The organism is Streptomyces sp. NPDC088387 (assembly GCF_044753385.1).
Classification (GTDB): domain Bacteria; phylum Actinomycetota; class Actinomycetes; order Streptomycetales; family Streptomycetaceae; genus Streptomyces.
In genome coordinates, this window is record NZ_JBIVNC010000005.1 from 75279 (window position 1) to 93105 (window position 17827).

General features: G+C 72.2%; 15 protein-coding genes. 7 read left to right on the top strand and 8 right to left on the bottom strand.

Features of this window, described 5'->3' with window-relative positions; genetic code table 11:
- The first annotated feature begins 62 nt into the window (after positions 1 to 62).
- The 3 genes from ACIQAC_RS15115 (at position 63) to ACIQAC_RS15125 (ending at position 4961) form a co-directional block, all read left to right on the top strand.
- Positions 63 to 884: a LuxR C-terminal-related transcriptional regulator gene (locus ACIQAC_RS15115; RefSeq protein ID WP_402190880.1), complete on the top strand. Its 822-nt coding sequence runs from the start codon at positions 63 to 65 to the stop codon at positions 882 to 884.
- A gap of 198 nt (positions 885 to 1082) precedes the next feature.
- Complete coding sequence (locus ACIQAC_RS15120) at positions 1083 to 3890, top strand: AAA family ATPase (RefSeq protein WP_402190882.1); 2808 nt, start codon at positions 1083 to 1085, stop codon at positions 3888 to 3890.
- Between the two features lie 279 nt (positions 3891 to 4169).
- A complete protein-coding gene (locus ACIQAC_RS15125) occupies positions 4170 to 4961 on the top strand; it encodes a S1 family peptidase (protein ID WP_402190885.1) in 792 nt (263 codons plus the stop codon).
- A 107-nt stretch (positions 4962 to 5068) separates the two neighbouring features.
- On the opposite strand, the gene ACIQAC_RS15130 is transcribed toward ACIQAC_RS15125, so the two are convergent.
- A complete protein-coding gene (locus ACIQAC_RS15130) occupies positions 5069 to 6268 on the bottom strand; it encodes a winged helix DNA-binding domain-containing protein (protein ID WP_402191748.1) in 1200 nt (399 codons plus the stop codon).
- A 397-nt stretch (positions 6269 to 6665) separates the two neighbouring features.
- Here ACIQAC_RS15130 and ACIQAC_RS15135 point away from each other — a divergent pair, with 397 nt between their 5' ends.
- The 3 genes from ACIQAC_RS15135 (at position 6666) to ACIQAC_RS15145 (ending at position 10240) form a co-directional block, all read left to right on the top strand.
- Positions 6666 to 7826, top strand: coding sequence for a magnesium and cobalt transport protein CorA (locus ACIQAC_RS15135; RefSeq protein WP_402190887.1), 1161 nt, complete (start codon positions 6666 to 6668; stop codon positions 7824 to 7826).
- 387 nt (positions 7827 to 8213) lie between these two features.
- Positions 8214 to 9005, top strand: coding sequence for an NPP1 family protein (locus tag ACIQAC_RS15140; RefSeq protein ID WP_402190889.1), 792 nt, complete (start codon positions 8214 to 8216; stop codon positions 9003 to 9005).
- Positions 9006 to 9058: 53 nt separating this feature from the next.
- Positions 9059 to 10240: a sensor histidine kinase gene (locus ACIQAC_RS15145; RefSeq protein ID WP_402190891.1), complete on the top strand. Its 1182-nt coding sequence runs from the start codon at positions 9059 to 9061 to the stop codon at positions 10238 to 10240.
- Here the strand turns inward: ACIQAC_RS15145 and ACIQAC_RS15150 are convergent.
- The 5 genes from ACIQAC_RS15150 to ACIQAC_RS15170 all read right to left on the bottom strand — a co-directional run bounded on the left by ACIQAC_RS15150 (position 10197) and on the right by ACIQAC_RS15170 (position 14464).
- On the bottom strand, positions 10197 to 10976 hold the full coding sequence (locus tag ACIQAC_RS15150) for a response regulator (RefSeq protein ID WP_402190893.1): 780 nt from the start codon (positions 10974 to 10976) through the stop codon (positions 10197 to 10199). The genes ACIQAC_RS15145 and ACIQAC_RS15150 overlap by 44 nt on opposite strands.
- Before the next feature lie 136 nt (positions 10977 to 11112).
- Entirely contained in the window at positions 11113 to 11940 is an 828-nt protein-coding gene (locus ACIQAC_RS15155) for an ABC transporter ATP-binding protein (protein WP_402190894.1), read from the bottom strand.
- A 24-nt stretch (positions 11941 to 11964) separates the two neighbouring features.
- Positions 11965 to 12741, bottom strand: a complete 777-nt coding sequence (locus ACIQAC_RS15160) for an ABC transporter permease (protein ID WP_402190897.1) — start codon at positions 12739 to 12741, stop codon at positions 11965 to 11967.
- Positions 12738 to 13511 (bottom strand): ABC transporter permease, encoded by a 774-nt coding sequence (locus tag ACIQAC_RS15165; RefSeq protein ID WP_402190899.1) that lies wholly within the window; start codon positions 13509 to 13511, stop codon positions 12738 to 12740. The genes ACIQAC_RS15160 and ACIQAC_RS15165 overlap by 4 nt, the downstream gene beginning before the upstream one ends.
- Positions 13508 to 14464 carry an ABC transporter substrate-binding protein gene (locus ACIQAC_RS15170; RefSeq protein WP_402190901.1) on the bottom strand — a complete coding sequence of 319 codons (957 nt, stop codon included), beginning with the start codon at positions 14462 to 14464 and terminating at the stop codon, positions 13508 to 13510. Before ACIQAC_RS15170 ends, ACIQAC_RS15165 begins: the two co-directional genes overlap by 4 nt.
- Positions 14465 to 14954: 490 nt before the next feature.
- On the opposite strand from ACIQAC_RS15170, the gene ACIQAC_RS15175 reads away from it, so the two are divergent.
- Positions 14955 to 16190, top strand: coding sequence for a glycosyltransferase (locus ACIQAC_RS15175; protein WP_402190904.1), 1236 nt, complete (start codon positions 14955 to 14957; stop codon positions 16188 to 16190).
- A gap of 25 nt (positions 16191 to 16215) precedes the next feature.
- On the opposite strand, the gene ACIQAC_RS15180 is transcribed toward ACIQAC_RS15175, so the two are convergent.
- Both ACIQAC_RS15180 and ACIQAC_RS15185 read right to left on the bottom strand, forming a co-directional pair.
- Positions 16216 to 16761, bottom strand: coding sequence for a sigma-70 family RNA polymerase sigma factor (locus ACIQAC_RS15180; RefSeq protein ID WP_402190906.1), 546 nt, complete (start codon positions 16759 to 16761; stop codon positions 16216 to 16218).
- A gap of 200 nt (positions 16762 to 16961) precedes the next feature.
- Positions 16962 to 17825 (bottom strand): hypothetical protein, encoded by an 864-nt coding sequence (locus ACIQAC_RS15185; RefSeq protein WP_402190908.1) that lies wholly within the window; start codon positions 17823 to 17825, stop codon positions 16962 to 16964.
- Positions 17826 to 17827 lie beyond the last annotated feature (2 nt).

Sequence of the window (17827 nt, forward strand, 5' to 3'; positions counted from 1 at the left end):
ACCCCTGAACGGGGGTGGGCTCCACGGCGAAGGGGCAAACAGTGGCGGTGGACGGTGGTGCGGTGGAGATTCACGGTGCGCTGCTTCGGCTGCGCCGCACGACGGGGCTGCCGGTCGCCTTCGGCGGGCTGGTCGAGCCGGGGCGGCGGCTGGTGCGGATCAGCGAGCTGAGCGGCACGGCGACCGCGGCGCTGAGCGCGCTCGCGGTGACCGCGGGCAACGGGCTCGGCGGCCGGGCCGTCGCCCACGCCCGTCCGTGCGCGGTCGCCGACTACTCCGTCTCGCGCCGGATCAGCCACGAGTACGACGTCCCGGTCGCCGCCGAGGGGCTGCGCGCGGTCCTCGCGGTCCCCGTCGTCGTACGACGTCAGGTGCGCGGTGTGCTCTACGGCGCCCTGCGGAGCGTGCAGCCGCTCGGGGACCGGATGCTGAGCGCCGCGGTGGAGGTGGCGCGGGACGTGGAGCAGTCGCTGCTCCTCGCCGACGAGGCCCGCACGCTGCTGGCGGCGGCGCTGCCGGACCCGGACGCCGGTTCCCGTACCGAACGGGACGCGCGGGCGCTGCGGGTGCGGATGCGGGAGGCGCGGGCGGCGCTGCGGACGCTGGCCCCGCGGATCGCCGACGCGGGGCTGCGGGCGGATCTGCTCGACGCGTGCGCGCTGCTGGCGGAGGGCCCGGCGTCGCCGGACACGGGTCTGTCGCCCCGGGAGGTGGACGTGCTGACCTGCGTGGCGTCGGGTGCGACGAACGCGGTCACGGCGGAGCGGCTGGGCATCGGCCCGGAGACGGTGAAGAGCTATCTGCGCTCGGCGATGCGCAAGCTGGGCGCGCGGACCCGCGGGGAGGCGGTCGCGGCGGCGCGCCGGGCGGGGGTACTGCCGTGAGGAGGGTCGCTTGAGTCCTTCGCGTGACTGGCTGCATCAGGTCTTGCGCCCGCCCGTCCCCTGGGAGACGGTTCCGCAAGGCCCGGTGTCCCGAATTCGCCCGCAATCCGCGCTGTAATCTCCCTCACCAAGCCACACCTCCGGATTTCAACGGCACGTTGCCTAGAATTTGGCCGACCACGACACGCGGAGGGAGCGGTGACCGTGCGACGGGACTTCAAGGAGCCTGCCAGATGCCGCCCCGACCTGGTCATCGGCAGGGAGGAGCTGTTCGCGGCGGCGCGTGAGCAGCTGGGCCGCGGTGGCAGTGTGCTGCTCCACGGACCCGCCGGAATCGGAAAGTCGACGGTGCTGCGGGCCCTGGCGGCGGAATATGCCGAAGGCGCGCGTACGGTACTGCGCTGCTCGGCGACCGAGTCGGAATCCCATCTGCCGTTCCTCGCGCTGGCCGATCTGCTCGGTCTGGTGCTGCCCGAGGTGTCCGGGAAGATGCCGGAGGCCCAGCGCACCGCCCTGGAGTCGGCGCTCACCGGCCGCGGCGAGTCCACCCTCCAGCGCGACGGCCTCGCCCTGCGCCTGGCCGTGCTGTCCGCGCTGCGGGCCCTGGCCGCCGAGGGTCCCGTCCTCGTGGTCGCCGACGACCTCCAGTGGCTGGACCCGGCCAGCGCCGAGCTGCTCGGCTTCGCCGCCCGCCGCCTCGGCGACTTCCCCGTGCAGCTGCTGTGCGCGGCGCGTACCGAGGGACAGGAACACAACGACCATCTACGCGCGTCCCCGCCCGACACCCAGGCCCTGCGCCTCGGTCCGCTGACCCGCGGCCAGGTGTCCGCGCTGCTCGACCAGCGCGGCTATCCGCGGCTGCCCCGCTCCACCGTCCGGGACATCCACCGCACCAGCGGCGGCAATCCGCTGTTCGCGCTGGAGTTGGGCCGCGCCCTCGCGGAGAGCGCGACGCCACCGCGGCCGGGCGAGCCGCTGCCCGTGCCGACCTCACTGCGGGCGCTGGTCCTCAGCCGTCTGGAGATGCTGTCGGACGAGGCCCGGCACACCCTCCTGGTGGCCAGCGCGGGCGCCCGGCCCACCCCGGCCCTGCTGCACGCGGCGGGCCGGGTCAACGCCGAGGCGGAGACCGCGCAGGCGGCGGCGCTCGGGCTGCTGGCGACCGAGCCGGAGGGGCCGGCCGTACGGTTCGCGCATCCGCTGATCTCGGCCGCGCTGTACGCGGAGGCGTCCGCGCAGGAGCGGCGCTCCGCGCACGCGGCGCTGTCCACGGCCGCCTCCGACCCGATAGAACGCGCCCGGCATCTGGCCCTCGCGACCACCGGCACCGACCCGGAGGCGGCCGCCCGGCTCGCGGAGGCCGCCGCGCTGGCCCGGGACCGGGGCGCGCCCTCGGTCGCCGCCTCACTCGGGCTGCTCGCGGCCCGGCACACCCCGGCCGACGGCGAGCCGGGTCCGGAGGAGCACCGGCTCCAGGCGGCGGACGACGCGCTGACGGCCGGGGAGACGGATCTCGCCCGGGACATCGCGCGGGACGTGCTGACCCGGGCCACCGAGCCCGCGCACCGGGTGCGGGCCTGGATCGTGGTGATCAACGCGGCCGGGCAGGCGATGGGCAAGGTGGACTCGGTGTTCCCGCAGGCGCTCGCGGACGCCGGCGACGATCCGCGGCTGCTCGCGCTGGTCCGCTACCAGCTGGCGTGGCGGGCGCTGCTCGTCGAGGGCGAGATGGACAAGGGCCGCGAGGAGGCGGCGCACGCGGCCCGGCTCGCGGAGCGCGGCCAGGACCGCCGTACGGAACTGCTCGCACTCGCGTTCCAGGCGCAGATGGAGACCCTGATGGGCCATCCGGACGCCCCGGCCACCATCAAGCGCGCCCTGCGCGAACCCCAGGACCCGAAGGTGGCGGTCGACCACAACGGCGTGGGCGCGGTCCGCTTCCGCTGGCTGCTGATGAGCGATCAGCTCGCGGAGGCCCGTACGACGATCTCGGCGCTGCTGCGCGAGGTGCGGCGGCGCGGCATGGCCGAGAGCGAGGTGCACTATCTGCGCTTCCTCGCGGAGACCGAACTGCGGTCCGGGCACTGCGGCCGGGCGCTCGACCTGGCGCGCGAGAGCCTGCGGCTGGCGCGGGACGCCGGGATCGGCGAGGGCGCGAGCGCGATGCTCACCTCGCTCGCCGAGGCGGCGGGCGGGGACGTGGGCCGGGCCCTGTCGCTGGCCCGGGAGGCGGCGGACCGGGCCGAGGAGGACGGCGACGTCATCTATCTGTCGCGCGCGCTCGGTGCCCTGGGGCACGCGCAGTTGGTGGCCGGGGACGCGCGGGCGGCGGTCGGCTCGCTGCGGCGGGTGCGGGAACTGGAGGCCGGGATCGGCATCACCGACCCGGCACGCGGGCGCTGGCACGGCGATCTCGCCGAGGCCCTGGTCCGCATCGGTGAGCTGGCCGAGGCGCGGGACGTCATCGTCGTCACTCGCGTACAGGCGCTGCGGCTGGGCCGGGAGAGCGTGCTCGCCGTACTGGACCGCGCGGACGCGCTCGTCCGGGCGGCGCGGGGTGAACGGGACGCGGCGGTCGCGCAGTTGACGTCCGTCCAGGACCGGCTCGCCAAGCTGGGGTACGGCCTGGAGGAGGCGCGGGCGGCGTTCGCGCTGGCCCGGCTGCGGTCGGGGACGCCGGGGCCGGCGTCGTACGACGAGGCGGCCCGGCTGTTCCGGCGCTGCCGTGCGCTGCCGTGGCTGCGGCAGGTGGAGGAGGCCGCGGCGGTGAGTACGCCGGAGCCGCCCGCGGCGCCGGCCGCGCTCGACGCGCTGGAGGGGCTCGCCGCGATGGAGCGTCAGGTCGCCGCGCTGGTCATGGAGGGCGCGACCAACCGGGAGATAGCCGCCCGGCTGTTCATCAGCGTCAAGACCGTCGAGGCCACACTCACCCGGGTCTACCGCAAACTGGGGATCCGCTCGCGGGTGGACATCGTCAGACTGGCGGCGGGGCGTCACGCGCGATGAGTTCGGCACAGGTTTACTGAGCGGGCAGATTTACCGAGCGGCAGATGTGCCGAGGGGCAGTTCTACCGGCGGGCAGTTTTACCGAGAGTCAGGTTTCGCACGCGTGACCGAGGGTTTTCCCTGCCCAACTCCCTTAGGGGGTTCCCTCATTGGGGCACCCCCGGCCTGGCCCTAGCGTAAGGGCGTGCCGCTCGCCGGGCACACGAGGGTCGGTCCGAGGCCCTCGTGCACCACCCCCCACACCCGCGCGACCCCCCACCGGCAACCTTGAGGAGACTCATGTTCGGGCTCACCCGCGCCAGAAAGACCGCCGTCGCCCTCGCCGCCACCGCTGCCGCCGCCGCGACCGCACTCGCCGGCGCCCCCGCCGCCACGGCCGCCCCCTCCCCCATCGTGGGCGGCTCGACGACGACCACCACGGCGTACCCGTTCGTCATGCAGATCACGGACGCCTCGCAGAACCAGTTCTGCGGCGGCACCCTCGTCACACCCACCAAGGTGATCACCGCCGCCCACTGTATGGTCGGCGAGACCACCAGCAGTGTCCGCGTGGTCGGTGGCCGCACCTACCTCAACGGTACGAACGGCACGGTCGCCCGGGTCAGCAGGATCTGGATCAACCCGGACTACCAGACCGTGACGCGCGGCGACGACGTCGCCGTACTGACGCTGTCGACGGCGATGCCGTACACCACGGCCCGGTACGTCTCCGCCTCGGACACCGGTGTGTACGCGACCGGCGCCACCGCCCGGGTCCTCGGCTGGGGCACCACCTCCGAGAACGGCAGCTCCTCCAACCAGCTGCGCACGGCGACCGTCCCGACGGTCTCCGACTCCAGCTGCCGCACCTCCTACGGCACCCGCTTCGTCGCCAGTGACATGGTGTGCGCCGGCTACACGCAGGGCGGCGTCGACACCTGCCAGGGCGACAGCGGCGGCCCGTTCCTCATCGGCGGCGTCCTCGCGGGCGTCACATCGTGGGGCGACGGCTGCGCGCGGGCCGGGCTGCCCGGGGTGTACACCCGGCTGACGACGTTCTCGAACCTGGTGACGGCGCAGGTCAACTCGTAGCCGACGGGCTTCTGCCCCAGGACTCCTGAGTATCCCTCAGGTGCAAGACCGGGGGGCGTTGCGGGCCTCCACGAGCGGCCCGCAGCGCCCCCTTTCCATGTGCCGGGTCAGGAGATGACAGTCCCGAAGCGGACGTCGTACGACGTGCCGGGATGCACGATCCGCAGGGTCCGCTCCCCCTCCTCCAGCACCTGGGCGCGCTGCGCCTTGGTGAGCTTCTCGAACGGTTCGACGACCAGGGCCTCGTCGGTGAGTCCCCACACCCCGGCGAGGAACCCGTCGACGAGGAGCGGGCGGTAGGCGGTGTTCACCCGCCAGGTACGGCCGTGGTGCACGACCGGGATGATGCGGGTGCGGTCGGCGTGCGAGAGCAGCGCGTTGTCGAGTTCGGGCAGGAACCGCGGCGGCGCGGGCGTCTCCGGGTCGGGGCGCGGCGCGTCGGGCAGGTCGAACAGTTCGACGCCGTGCTGGTCGCGGAAGGTGACGAGCCGGGGCCGCAGCCCCTCGAACGCGTCCCGCATCCTGGTCAGGCTGCACCAGGCCTGCATGTCCTTGACGGAGGCCGGTCCGAAGGCGGCGAGGTAGCGCAGGACGACGTCCTGCCGGGCGGCGGCGGGTTCGGCGGGCCGGCCCAGCCAGTGTTCGACGGTGGTGACGGCGACCTGGCCGCTACGGCCCCACAGTCCGCGCGGGGTGACCTGGACGAGCGGCAGCAGACAGCGGGCGGCGACGGCGAGGGCCCGCGGGTCGGCGTCGGGCCACTGCGGGCCGAGTTCCTCGCGCAGCCGGCGCATGGTGCGGGGCTCCTCCTCGACCAGCTCCCGCGCGCGTAGGGCGAGGCGGTCCAGGTCGACGCCGGCCAGCCCCTTGTGGAAGATCTTCAGCTCGCGGTCGGCGGCGGCCTGCGCGAAGGGCCGCAGGGCGAGGCCGTCGTCCGCGGTGTGCAGATGGATGGTGGACCGCAGGGTGACCATCCGGACGACCTCACGGTCGGCGAGCAGCGTGGACAGCTGCTCGGGCGCGAACCCGTCGAGCCGGGCGGCGAGCGCGTAGTACGGCGGCTTCACCTCCTGGGCCTGGAGTCCCACCAGATGCTCGACGGCCGCCTTCGGGGACATCGCGGTGCGCCGGAGGAGCAGCTGACGGGCGAGGGTGGCGCGGTTGAGGGCGCGGGGGGAGAGGACCGGGGTGGGTCCCTTGGCCCGCCGGCCCGGAGCCTGCTCCCCCGCCGCGGGGACCCGTCCGGCACCCGGGGTGGCCGCCGTCGTCCCGGGCGCCCGCCCCGCCGCAGCGCTGTCGTTCGTCATCCCCGCAGCCTCCGCCATCCCGGCCCCGTACGCCATACCGGCCACCTCCGCCGCCCCGGTCGTGTTCGCCGTGCCGGCCACCTCCGCCGCCCCGGTCGTGTTCGCCGTGCCGGCCACCTCCGCCAACCCGGTCGCGCTCGCCATCCCTGCCACCTCCGCCAACCCGGTCGCGCTCGCCATCCCTGCCACCTCCGCCACCCCAGCCCCGTTCACCATCCCGGCCACCTCCGCCGTCGCCGCCCTTGTGGACATGCTCCGCACGCTATCCACCCTTGCGGACAGATCCGGTCCGCAACTCTCACCGAATCCCGTCCACGGCCGGAACGCCGCCGCCCTGTACCCCGTATATCCTGCTCGGTGATCACGTGGCCGCAGGCCAAGTCCGGGAGGAGCCGCGATGCCCGACCGACGCGCCCGGCCCGGCGCCGGGAGCCCCAAGAAGTCCGTGTGGCGGCGGGCGCTCCCGCAGTCGCAGGCCCAGGACCGGGAACCACCCGTACCGCCCCCGCCGGAGCCCGCGCCGGACCCGGCGGAGACGGTGAGTGTGGTGCAGGCGGCGCTGTACATGGACGGCGTCCGGGTCTCCACACCCGCCACGCTCGCCGACACCTTCCGCGAACTCCGGGAGCAGCCCACGAGCATGGCCTGGATCGGCCTGGCCCGCCCCACGGAGAGCGAACTCCTGTCTCTGGCGGCGGAGTTCGACCTGCATCCGCTGGCGGTCGAGGACGCGATGGAGGCACATCAGCGCCCGAAGCTGGAGCGGTACGGGGAGACGCTGTTCGTGGTGCTGCGGGCGGCGCGCTACATCGACGCCTCGGAAGAGGTCGACTTCGGCGAGCTGCACGTGTTCGTCGGCCCGGACTTCGTGATCACGGTCCGGCACGGCGCGGCCCCCGACCTGTCGGCGGTGCGCTCCCGAATGGAGTCGACGCCGGACCTGCTGAAGCTGGGCCCGGAGGCGGTGCTCTACGCGATACTCGACGCGGTGGTGGACGGGTACCTCCCGGTCGTGGCCGGTGTGCAGAACGACATGGACGAGATCGAGACCGAGGTCTTCCGCGGCGACCCCGAGGTCTCCCGCCGTATCTACGAACTCTCCCGCGAGGTCGTCGAGTTCCAGCGCGCCACCCGCCCCCTGGTCGGCATGCTGCACAGCCTGATGGCGGGCTTCGCGAAGTACGGCACCGACGAGGAACTCCAGCGCTATCTGCGCGACGTCGCCGACCATGTCACGCACACCAGCGAACGCGTCGACGGTTTCCGCCAGGCCCTCACCGACATCCTGACGGTGAACGCGACCCTGGTCGGCCAGCAACAGAACGCCGAGATGCGCGCGTTGGCGGAGGCCGGCTTCGAACAGAACGAGGAGATCAAGAAAATCTCCTCCTGGGCGGCCATCCTCTTCGCCCCCACCCTCGTCGGCACGATCTACGGCATGAACTTCGACCACATGCCGGAGTTGCACTGGCTCCTGGGCTACCCCTTCGCAATCGTCCTGATGGCCGTCGTCTGCACCAGCCTGTACTTCATCTTCAAACGACGCGACTGGCTCTGAGCGGGCGCGGTTTTCTGTTCACGGTGACCGACCCCGACCGACGGCAGATGGGTTTCGGGTAAGCGGAGTTGCGGCTCTCACTTGCGTACCTCCCCTGGAGCTTTGAGCGTGTGGGCGGCTCATTCGTTCAAGAGGCGAACGCGGGGGCGTGGGAGAAACGCATAACGCCAGTAATTTGAGGCGAAGATCTGGTGTAGCTGCATTGAACTGAAATGCCGGAGTCTGCGTCCGTACGATCTGGGTCGATTTCCGTTCTTGCGCAACTCGATGGCCGTGCGCTCTACTTGGCCTGCCCACGCCCAGTGTGCACTGCACCGATATCGGGCCAGGCGTTCACCGTTGTGCTGTTCCATCCAGCCCAAAGAACGTGCCCTTTTGGGAGTAAGAATGCGGACTGCTGTACAAAACAAACGACGTTGGCGACTGAGCGTGATTCTCGGTGCCGCTTTCCTGACCGCGGTGATTCCCGCATCAGTGGCGTATGCCGACAATCTGCCGAACCTGCCGCAAAACGCCGGCGGATATGAGGCGTCGTTCTCACCGGCCTTCGACTATGACGGTGACGGCTGCTACGCGGTCGCCGCCATATCTCCCGACGGGACGCTCAACCCCGGCCTGAACACTTCCGGCGCGGTGAACGGCAGCTGCCGTGACCAGTCCGACCTCGACCGCACCCAGACCTACGCCCGGTCCAAGTGCAACAACGGCTGGTGCGCGGTCGTCTACGCGAGCTACTTCGAGAAGGACCAGGCCGTGGCGGGCAGTGGCCTCGGCGGGCACCGTCACGACTTCGAGCACGTCATCTCGTGGGTGAACCAGCAGTCCAACCAGGTCGAGTACGTCACGACCACGCAGCACAGCAGCCAGGTGACCTACGCCCGGTCCCAGGTCCGGTTCGACGGGTCGCACCCCAAGGTCGTGTACCACAAGGACGGAGTCGGCACGCACTTCTTCCGGCTCGCCAACGGCAACGACGAGCCGCCGGAGAACCACTACCACAACTGGCGCCAGCCTCCCATCGTGGACTGGAACGGCTGGCCCAGCACCTCCCTCAGGGACCGGCTGATGAACGCGGACTTCGGCTCCGCGACCATCAAGATCACCGACAAGGACAACCGCTTCAACAACCTGCTCAACGCCTCCAGGCCCTCGGGTATCTCCTTCGACCCCTGGGCCTGATCAGGGCAGCGTTCTGACGGAGGCCACAGCCGACACGGCGTACCGTGACCCGTGTGAATCGTGGGCCGGCGAGCAACCCGTTCCTCCTCGACGGGTTGCTCGCCGCTGCCTGTGCGGCCGTTGTGCTCCCCGGCTTCCTCGGCGACGGCACCCCGGTGTGGCTCGCGGCCCTGCTCGCCCTGTGTTCGGCGGTGCCGCTCACCGTGCGCCGACGGATGCCGCTGGCGGCGCTCGCGGCGACGACCACCGTCTTCCTGGTGGCACTGCTGTGGAGGGGCGAGCCGGGCCCGGGGATCGTGTGTCTTCTGGTCGCCCTGTACTCCGCCGCCGTCGCCGCCCCGCGCAGCCGTGCGCTGGTCACCGGCACGGTCACCGCGATCGTCGTCCCGGTCTTCGCGCTTGTGGTGACGGGACGGCACTTCCTCGACACCGGCAACCTCGGACTGATCGCGGTGCTCGGCGCGGTCACCGCCGTGGGTGACGCCACCCGGAACCGCCGCGCCTACGTCCGGGCCATCCAGGACCGCGCCCTGCGCGCCGAGCAGACGCGCGAGGTGGAGGCGCGCCGGCGGGTGGCCGAGGAGCGGCTGCGTCTCGCGCGCGATCTGCACGACATCGTGGCCCACAGCATCACGGTGATCAACTTCCAGGCCGGTGCGGCCGTCCATCTGCTGCGCCGGCAGCCCGACGCGGCCGAGGCGGCCATCGAGCACGTCATCACGGCGAGCCGCAGCACGCTCGCCGAACTCGGCACCATGCTGACCGTCCTGCGCCAGCCCGGCGGTGAGCCGCTCCCGCTGGAGCCGATGCCCGTCCTCGACCGCCTCGACGACCTCCTCGACGGCTTCCGGGCCGCCGGGCTGGTGATCGACATGGAGCGCGACGGGGAGGTCTCCGCACTGGGTCCCGCCGTCAGCATGGCCGGCTACCGGATCGTCCAGGAGTCGCTGACGAACGCGCTCAAGTACGCCTCGCCCCGGACCGCGAGGGTCCGGCTGTCCTGCTCCGGGGACCGGCTGCGGATCACGGTGGTCAACCCGGTGGCCGGCGGCCGGGCCCCGCGCGGCTCGTCCGCCCCGGCCGCCGCGCCTTCCCCGGCGAGCTGGGGCACCGGTCGTGGCCTGCTCGGCCTGCGCGAGCGGGCCGCCTCCGTCGGGGGGAGCCTCGAAGTCGAGGAGGGCACCGAGGAGTTCAGCGTGGACGCGTTCCTTCCCACACTCCGAACGGAGCCCTGAACCCCGTACTCCCCGTACTCCCCGGCCACCGGTCGGCGCTCGCGCCGTCGGTCTCCGTCGCGGCCGTGGGGCGGACGAGCCCCGCCTGGTACGCCATCACCACAAGCTGTGCCCGGTCGCGGGCCCGGAGTTTGGCCATGGCGCGGTGCACATGGGTGCGTACGGTCTGGCGGGAGATGACCAGGTGCCCGGCGATCACGTCGTTGGAGAGTCCTACGGCCACCAGCGCCACGATCTCCCGCTCCCGGTCGGTGAGTTCGGCCAGCCCCCCGGACACGAAGGGCGGCGGCCGGTCGGGGAGCGCGAGGTATCTGGTGATCAGCGTCCGGGTGGCCCTCGGCGACAGCAGCGCCTCGCCGCGCGCCGCTACCCGGACGGCCTCCGGCAGTTCCGCGGGCCGCATCCCCTTGCCCAGGAAGCCGCACGCCCCGGCCCGCAGGGCCTGGAGGACGTACTCGTCCACCTCGTAGGTCGTGAGGATCACGATGCGGACGCCGTCCAGGTCCGGGTCCGAGGCGATCTCGCGCGTGGCGGCCAGACCGTCGAGTTCGGGCATACGGATATCCATCAGCACCACGTCGGGCCGGGTGTGGCGGACAACCTCGACGGCCTCGCGGCCGGTCTCGGCCTCGCCCACCACCTCCAGGTCGTCGGCCGAGTCGATCAGGATGCGGAATCCGCCCCGCAGCAGAGCTTGGTCGTCGGCGATGACCACCCGGATCGAGGCGTCGTTCATGCCGTCACCCTACGGCAAAGCGGAGATCCAGTCTCCGTCTAAGGCGACGGCCACGGCCACAGCGATGGCGATGACGATGGCGATGACGATGGCGCCGGCACCGGGTCCGACACCGGCACCGACACCCCCACCCGGCTCAGCCCGCCTGCGGCTCCCCCACCGGCGACGCGGCCCGCCCCTTCGACGGCTCCGGCGCGGCCGCCCGCTTGGCCGCCTGGATCTGCTCGTAGACATGGGTGCGCAGTTCGGTGAAGCGCGGGGCCGCCCGGGTGTGCAGCTGGTCCCGTTCGGTGGGCAGGTCGATGTGGAGTTCCTCCTGTACGACGGTCGGCGAGGCGGAGAGGACCAGTACCCGCTCGCCGAGGTAGACGGCCTCGTCGATGTCGTGCGTGACGAACAGGACGGTGATCCCGCGCTCCCGCCACAGGGCCCGTACCAGGTCCTCCAGATCGGCCCGGGTCTGCGCGTCGACCGCCGCGAACGGCTCGTCCATCAGCAGGACCTGGGGCTCGTAGGCCAGCGCGCGGGCGATCGCGACCCGCTGCTGCATCCCCCCGGACAGCTGCCAGGGATAGGCGCCGGCGGCGTCCGGGAGCCCCACCGACCGCAGTGCGTCGGCGACCAGCTCCCGGCGTTTCGCCTTGGGTGTCCCCTTCTGCTTCAGGGGCAGTTCCACGTTGTCGCCGACCTTCATCCACGGGAAGAGGCTGCGCCCGTACTCCTGGAAGACGATCGCCATTCCGGGCGGCGGCCCGGTCACCTGTGCGCCGTCGAGCAGCACCTGTCCCGCGGTCGGGGTGAGGAGTCCGCCCATGCACTTGAGCAGGGTGGTCTTGCCGCAGCCCGACGGGCCCACCAGGCAGACGAGTTCACCGGCGCGCACCGTGAAGGTGAGGTCGCGGACCGCCTCCACCTGCCGGCCGGACCCCTCGTAGGTCTTCCTCAGGCCGCGTACGTCGAGCATCGGTCGCCCTTTCATCATGTTCACTCACGACCGCCGGGTGGACGCGCGCAGGCCGTGGTACCAGCCGAGCACCCGGCGCTCGGCGAACTGGAAGGCGAGGGAGAGCAGAAAGCCCAGCAGGCCGAGGAGCAGGATCCCGGTCCACATGTCGGGGATGGCGAAGCTGCGCTGGAACTGCACGACGGTGAAGCCGATGCCGTTGTCCGCCGCGAACATCTCGCTGATGACCATGAGGATGATGGCGACGGAGAGGGCCTGGCGCAGACCGGCGACGATCTGCGGGCTCGCCGAGCGCAGCACCACGTGGCACAGCCGTCCGGCACCGCGGACGTGGTACGAACGCGCGGTCTCCAGCATGACCGAGTCGACCGCGCGCACCCCCTCCACCGTGTTGAGCAGGACGGGCCAGACACAGCCGCTCGCGATGACCAGGATCTTCATGCTGTCGCCGATGCCGGCGAACAGGGTGATCACCGGCACAAGGACCGGGGGCGGGACGGCCCGCAGGAACTCCAGTACGGGCTCGCAGAAGGCCCGCACGCCGCGGTGGGACCCGATGAGCAGGCCCAGGCCGATGCCGGCGACGCCCGCGAGTGTGTAGCCGGCGGCCAGGCGCAGCAGGCTGGGCAGCAGGTCGGCGCGCAGCCGTTCGCCGGTCCACACCGAGGGGAAGGTCTCCAGGATCGTGCGCAGCGGTGGCCAGAAGGGGTCGGTGCTGCCGTCCGACGCGATCCACCACACCGCGAGGAGCAGCGCGGGCAGGCCGATCACGAACAGCGTCTGCCGTACGAGTGCCTTCACAGGACGGCCTCCCCGCGTACGGACTGGTGCCAGGCCAGCGCCCGCCGCTCCACCGCTCGGGCGCCGAGGTTGATCAGAAGCCCCAGGACTCCGGTCACGGTGATCAGCGCGTACATGTCGGGTACGGCCTGTGACGCCTGGGCGACCGCGATCAGTGAGCCGAGTCCCGGTGCTCCGACGACCAGTTCGGCCGTGATGGCGAGGACCAGGGCGACGGCGGCGGCGAGCCGGACGCCGGTCATGACGTAGGGCAGGGCGGTCGGCCAGGTGACGTGCCGGACGCGTGCCCAGGTTCCGAGCCCGTACGAGCGGGCCGTCTCGTCGGCGACGGGGTCGACGTCCTGGACGCCGTACAGCACCTGGATGAGTACCTGCCAGAACGACGCGTAGACCACCAGCACCAGTACGGAGCGGAGTTCGGTGCCGTAGAGGAGTACGGCGAGCGGGATCAGGGCGACGGACGGGATGGGGCGCAGGAACTCGATGGTCGAGGCCGTCACCTGGCGCAGGAACGGCACCACGGTGATGAGCAGCCCGCAGAGCACGGCGGCGCCCGACGCGATCCCCAGGCCGAGCACCCAGCCCGTCAGGGTGTCGCCGAGGGCCGACCAGAAGGCGGCGTCGCCGAGTTCGTCGCCTAGCGCGCCGGCGATCCTGCTCGGCGGTGAGAGGTAGTCGGCGTCGACCAGGCCGAGCCGCGGCAGGGCCTCGACGACGGCGAGGAAGGTCAGGAGCCCCGCCGCGCCGAGCACGGTGTTCCGGTTGTTCACGGCAGCAGCTCGTCCAGGTCCGGGGCGGTCTTGAACAGACCGTCCTGCTCCCCGAGTTCGCGCAGCGTCTCCACCGACGTCCGGCTGATGTCCGCCGGCCACTTCGGCAGGGTGATCTCCGAGAGGACGGCGGAGGGGATCTCCGTGTACGTGGAGACGGCCTCGCGGACCTCCTCCGGGTGCTCGTTGGCGTAGGTCAGCGCCTCGGCGGTGGCCTTCTGGAAGTCGGCCACCACGTCCGGGTTCTGCTGTGCGTAGTTCTGCGAGGTGAAGTACATGGCGACGGTGAGGTCCTTCGCCACGTCCACGTAGGGGGACGCGATCTGCACACCGCCCTCGTTCAGGATGCCGGTCAGGGCGGGTTCGACCGCCATCGCCGCGTCGACCTGTCCCTTCTCGACCGCGGCGGGCATCTGGTCGAAGGCCAGTTCCACGAACTTCACCTTCGACGGGTCGGCCCCGGCCTTGCGCACGGACTCGCGGACCGAGGTGTCGAGGATGTTCTTGAGGGTGTTGACGGCGACCGTCCTGCCCTCCAGGTCCTTCGCGGACTTGAGCGTGCTGCCCTTCCTGACGACGAGCGCGCCGTAGTCGGCGCCGTCGGCGCCGGTGGTCGCCACCCCGTTGGCGACCGCCTTCACCTGAACGCCGTTGCTCTGCGCGACCATCAGCGACGTCGTGTTGCTGAAGCCGAACTGGAACTGGCCGCTGACCACACCCGGCACGATGGCGGAGCCGCCCTGCGCGGTGGTCATCGAGAGGTCGAGACCGTACTTCTCGTAGATCCCCTTCTGCTGTCCGAGATAGAGGGGGGCCACGTCGACGATCGGGATGACTCCGACCTTGACGCTGGTGAGGCCGTCGCTGTCCGACGCGGAACCGCCGGACGAACCACAGGCCGTGGCGCCGACCAGAAGCAGGGCGGCGGCGAGGCCGACGAATAGGCGCTGCATTTTCTGTCCTCCCGCGGGCCGCATCCGAACCCGGCCGGGCCGCGCGCACTGGGGTAGCGAGAAAGCGAAGGGGCAAACGAAGGGGCAGGCGAAGGGAAGTGACGGGGAAGCGAAGGGGCAGGATCTGGCGTCGGGTTCGACATGCCAAAGGTGTCGTCCGCGGCCCGCCCGCACATCCGCCGGTCACCGTCACTGGCCGTACGGTGTCTGCCGTACGGCAGGTGAGGCGTACGGCCGCGGTGGTACGGGACCGGCACCGACACCGGCTCCCTCGTGGGCTCCCTCACCCGGCTCCTCGCCGGTTCGGCGGGGTCTGCGCGGGCGGCGCCCGCAACGGCGTCCGCGCGTCGGCGGGAACAGGAAAGGGCAAGAAGCTCCGGCTCCTTGCCCTTCTCAACGTATAGCGCACCGGGGGGCTTGCGGCAAGGCCCGGGGGATGCCGCAGAATCGGCGGTCGAACGCCCTGACCTGCTGAAACGGGAGCTGCGAAGTGCGAGTGCTGTTGACGACCGTGGGATCGCGCGGGGATGTGGAACCGCTGGCCGGACTGGCCGCGGGGCTGCGGGAACTGGGCGCCGAGGTACGGGTGTGCGCGCCGCCCGACGAGGAGTTCGCGGCGCTGATGGCGCGGGCCGGTGTGCCGCTGGTGCCGTTCGGCCCGCATGTGCGCGCGCTGCTCACCGGCACCCCGCCGACGCCGGAGGACGGGCTGCGGCTCGCCGCGGAACTGGTCGACGCCCGGTTCGAGGCGCTGGGCGCGGCGGCCGAGGGATGTGACGTGCTGCTGGCGGGCGGTCTGATGCCGGTCGGCGCGCGGGAGATCGCCGAACTGCTGGGCATTCCCTATGTGTTCGCGTGCTTCGACGTCTTCGGGCTGCCGTCCCGGCGCTTCCCGCCGGGGGTGCGGACGGACGCCGGGGGCCCGCAGAGCGAGGACGCCGTCCGGGAGTTGTGGGAGCAGGACGCGCTGCGCGTGAACACGCTGTACCGCGAGGCGCTCAACCGCCGCCGGGCGTCGCTCGGGCTGCCGCCGGTGGACAACGTCCGCGACCATGTCTTCACCGGCCAGCCGTGGCTGGCCGCCGACGCGACCCTGTGTCCGGCACGGGGCATGACGGACCTCGACGTGGTGCAGACGGGCGCGTGGATCCTGCCCGACGACCGTCCGCTGCCCGCCGGGCTGGAGGCGTTCCTGAACGCGGGCGAGCCGCCGGTGTACGTGGGGCTCGGCAGCATGGCCGCGTACGCGCCGAAGGACATCGCCCGGGTGGCCGTCGAGGCGATCCGGGCACACGGCAGGCGGGTGCTGCTCGGCCGCGGCTGGGCGGGCCTGGCCCCGATCGACGACGCCGACGACTGCTTTGTGGTGGGTGAGGTCAACCAGCAGGCGCTGTTCCGGCGGGTGGCGGCCGTGGTGCACCACGGCGGGGCGGGCACCACCACGACGGCCACCGGCGCCGGCGCCCCCCAGGTGGTGATCCCCCTGGCCGCCGACCAGCCGCTCTGGGCGGCGCGGGTGGCCGGCCTGGGCAGCGGTGTGGCGCACGACGGCCCGACGCCGACCGTCGACTCCCTGCACGCGGCGCTCGGTTCGGTACTGACACCGGCGACCCGGGCCCGGGCGCGGAAGGTGGCCGGCACGATCCGGACCGACGGGCGCACGGTCGCCGCGAAGCTGCTCCTGGAGACGGCCGCGGGTGCCCGTCGGGGGCCGCGCTCCGGCTGACCGGCGGGCGCCGAAAGCCACCGGCTCACCTCACCCCGCGCTCCTCCAGGACCGATCGCAGGCTGCGTAAGGCGTAGTACACACGTGACTTCACGGTGCCCTGCGGCACCCCCAGTGTCTCGGCGGCCTGCTGGGTGGTGCGGTCCGCGAGGAAGGTCGCCATGAGCGCGTCGCGGTGCGCGGGGGTCAGCGCCTGCAACGCGTCCTGCATCACCACGGACGACAGCAGCCGTTCGATGTCGTCGGCCTCGGCGCGCGACTCGGTCAGCCAGGTGTCGCCGCCGACCTCCAACGGCCGTGCCATGCGCGTCCGGTGGGTGTCTATGACGAGGTTGCGGGCGACCCGGAACATCCACGGGCGTACGGCCATCCCCTCGTCGTCGGCCAGGTTCCGGGTGTTCCAGCAGCGCAGCAGGGTCTCCTGGACGACGTCCTCGGCCCGGTACGTGTCGCCGCCCAGCATGCGCAGCACGTAGGTGTAGAGCGCCGGGCCGTGTTCCAGGTAGAGGTCACGCAGCGCGCGCTCCTCGGGGGTGGCCGCGCTCGCCGAGCCGATGACCGTCACGTTCATGGTGTGTGCTCCTGCTCCTCACAAGGGCCGGCCCCGGTCCGACGGACCGGAACGGGGCCTCCTGGTTCACGGAGTTTCGCGACGGGCGGTCCATGAGCGATTGACATCGGTTGTACGTGAGTGGCTCGGGCGTACATGAGTCGTCGGGGCGGCGGAAGTGACTCATGGGTACGGGGTCGGCTCGGGTGTGCCCGGGTGACTCAGGCGTAGGCCTCCAGCGACTCCACGTGCCTGCGGACCCGTTCGGCGACGGCACGGTGGCCGGGAGTGAGCAGACCGCGGCGGTTCAACACGTCCCACACGTGCAGCAGTTCGCGTCCGTGGACGACGGCGGCCCGGTCGTCGTCGAGTCGCTGCCAGGAGGAGGCGGCGCGTGCCACGTCGACCGGCGCCCGCGGGTCGCCGGCCGCGCACCGGATCCGGGCCACGCCCAGGGCCAGCACCACGGCTTCGCGGTGCTCGCCGCACAGATGGGCGACGTACGCCTCCAGGGACCGCGCCTCCAGCGCGTGCGGATCCTCCGCGCCCGCGGTGCGCGTCAGGTTCTCCCGCAGCTCGGTCGCGTCGGCCAGCGCCTCGGCCGGGCGGCCGGCGGCCACCAGCGCGTTGACGGCGGCGATGCGTTCGGCGAACGCGACCGGGACCTCGACGGTCGCGGGCGCGCCGGGGGACGTGGCCCGCGCGGTGGCCATGGCACGGGCGACCGCCTCCGCGAGCACCCAGGCGTCGGGGGCGGGGCCGGCGGACCGGGTGTCTTCGTCGTCGGGGGCGGGGCCGGCGGACGGGGCGTCTTCATCGTCGAGGGCGGGGTGGCCGGACGGGGTGTCCTCGTCGTCAGAGACGAGGAGCCGGCTGGAACCGTCAGGGGCCACACGCAGGGCGAACCGGTCGGGTCCCGAGCCCTGGTTCACCGTCGCCTCCACGGAGGCGGCCCGCTCCTGGGCGTACCACTGCAACCGGTCGAGCACAGCGTCGTGCACGGACTGGTCGGGGGCGGGGACGAGGGGTTCCCCGTCGATCTCGGCGAGGCCCTCGTCGGAGATGTACACCTCGATGCGGTCCATGG

Bases quoted from the DNA above. Each gene is read 5' to 3' on its own strand.
- ACIQAC_RS15125 (WP_402190885.1), top strand. From the start codon at position 4,170: ATGTTCGGGCTCACCCGCGCCAGAAAGACCGCCGTCGCCCTCGCCGCC.
- ACIQAC_RS15130 (WP_402191748.1), bottom strand. From the start codon at position 6,268: ATGACGAACGACAGCGCTGCGGCGGGGCGGGCGCCCGGGACGACGGCG.
- ACIQAC_RS15135 (WP_402190887.1), top strand. From the start codon at position 6,666: ATGCCCGACCGACGCGCCCGGCCCGGCGCCGGGAGCCCCAAGAAGTCC.
- ACIQAC_RS15140 (WP_402190889.1), top strand. From the start codon at position 8,214: ATGCGGACTGCTGTACAAAACAAACGACGTTGGCGACTGAGCGTGATT.
- ACIQAC_RS15150 (WP_402190893.1), bottom strand. From the start codon at position 10,976: ATGAACGACGCCTCGATCCGGGTGGTCATCGCCGACGACCAAGCTCTG.
- ACIQAC_RS15155 (WP_402190894.1), bottom strand. From the start codon at position 11,940: ATGCTCGACGTACGCGGCCTGAGGAAGACCTACGAGGGGTCCGGCCGG.
- ACIQAC_RS15170 (WP_402190901.1), bottom strand. From the start codon at position 14,464: ATGCAGCGCCTATTCGTCGGCCTCGCCGCCGCCCTGCTTCTGGTCGGC.
- ACIQAC_RS15180 (WP_402190906.1), bottom strand. From the start codon at position 16,761: ATGAACGTGACGGTCATCGGCTCGGCGAGCGCGGCCACCCCCGAGGAG.
- ACIQAC_RS15185 (WP_402190908.1), bottom strand. From the start codon at position 17,825: ATGGACCGCATCGAGGTGTACATCTCCGACGAGGGCCTCGCCGAGATC.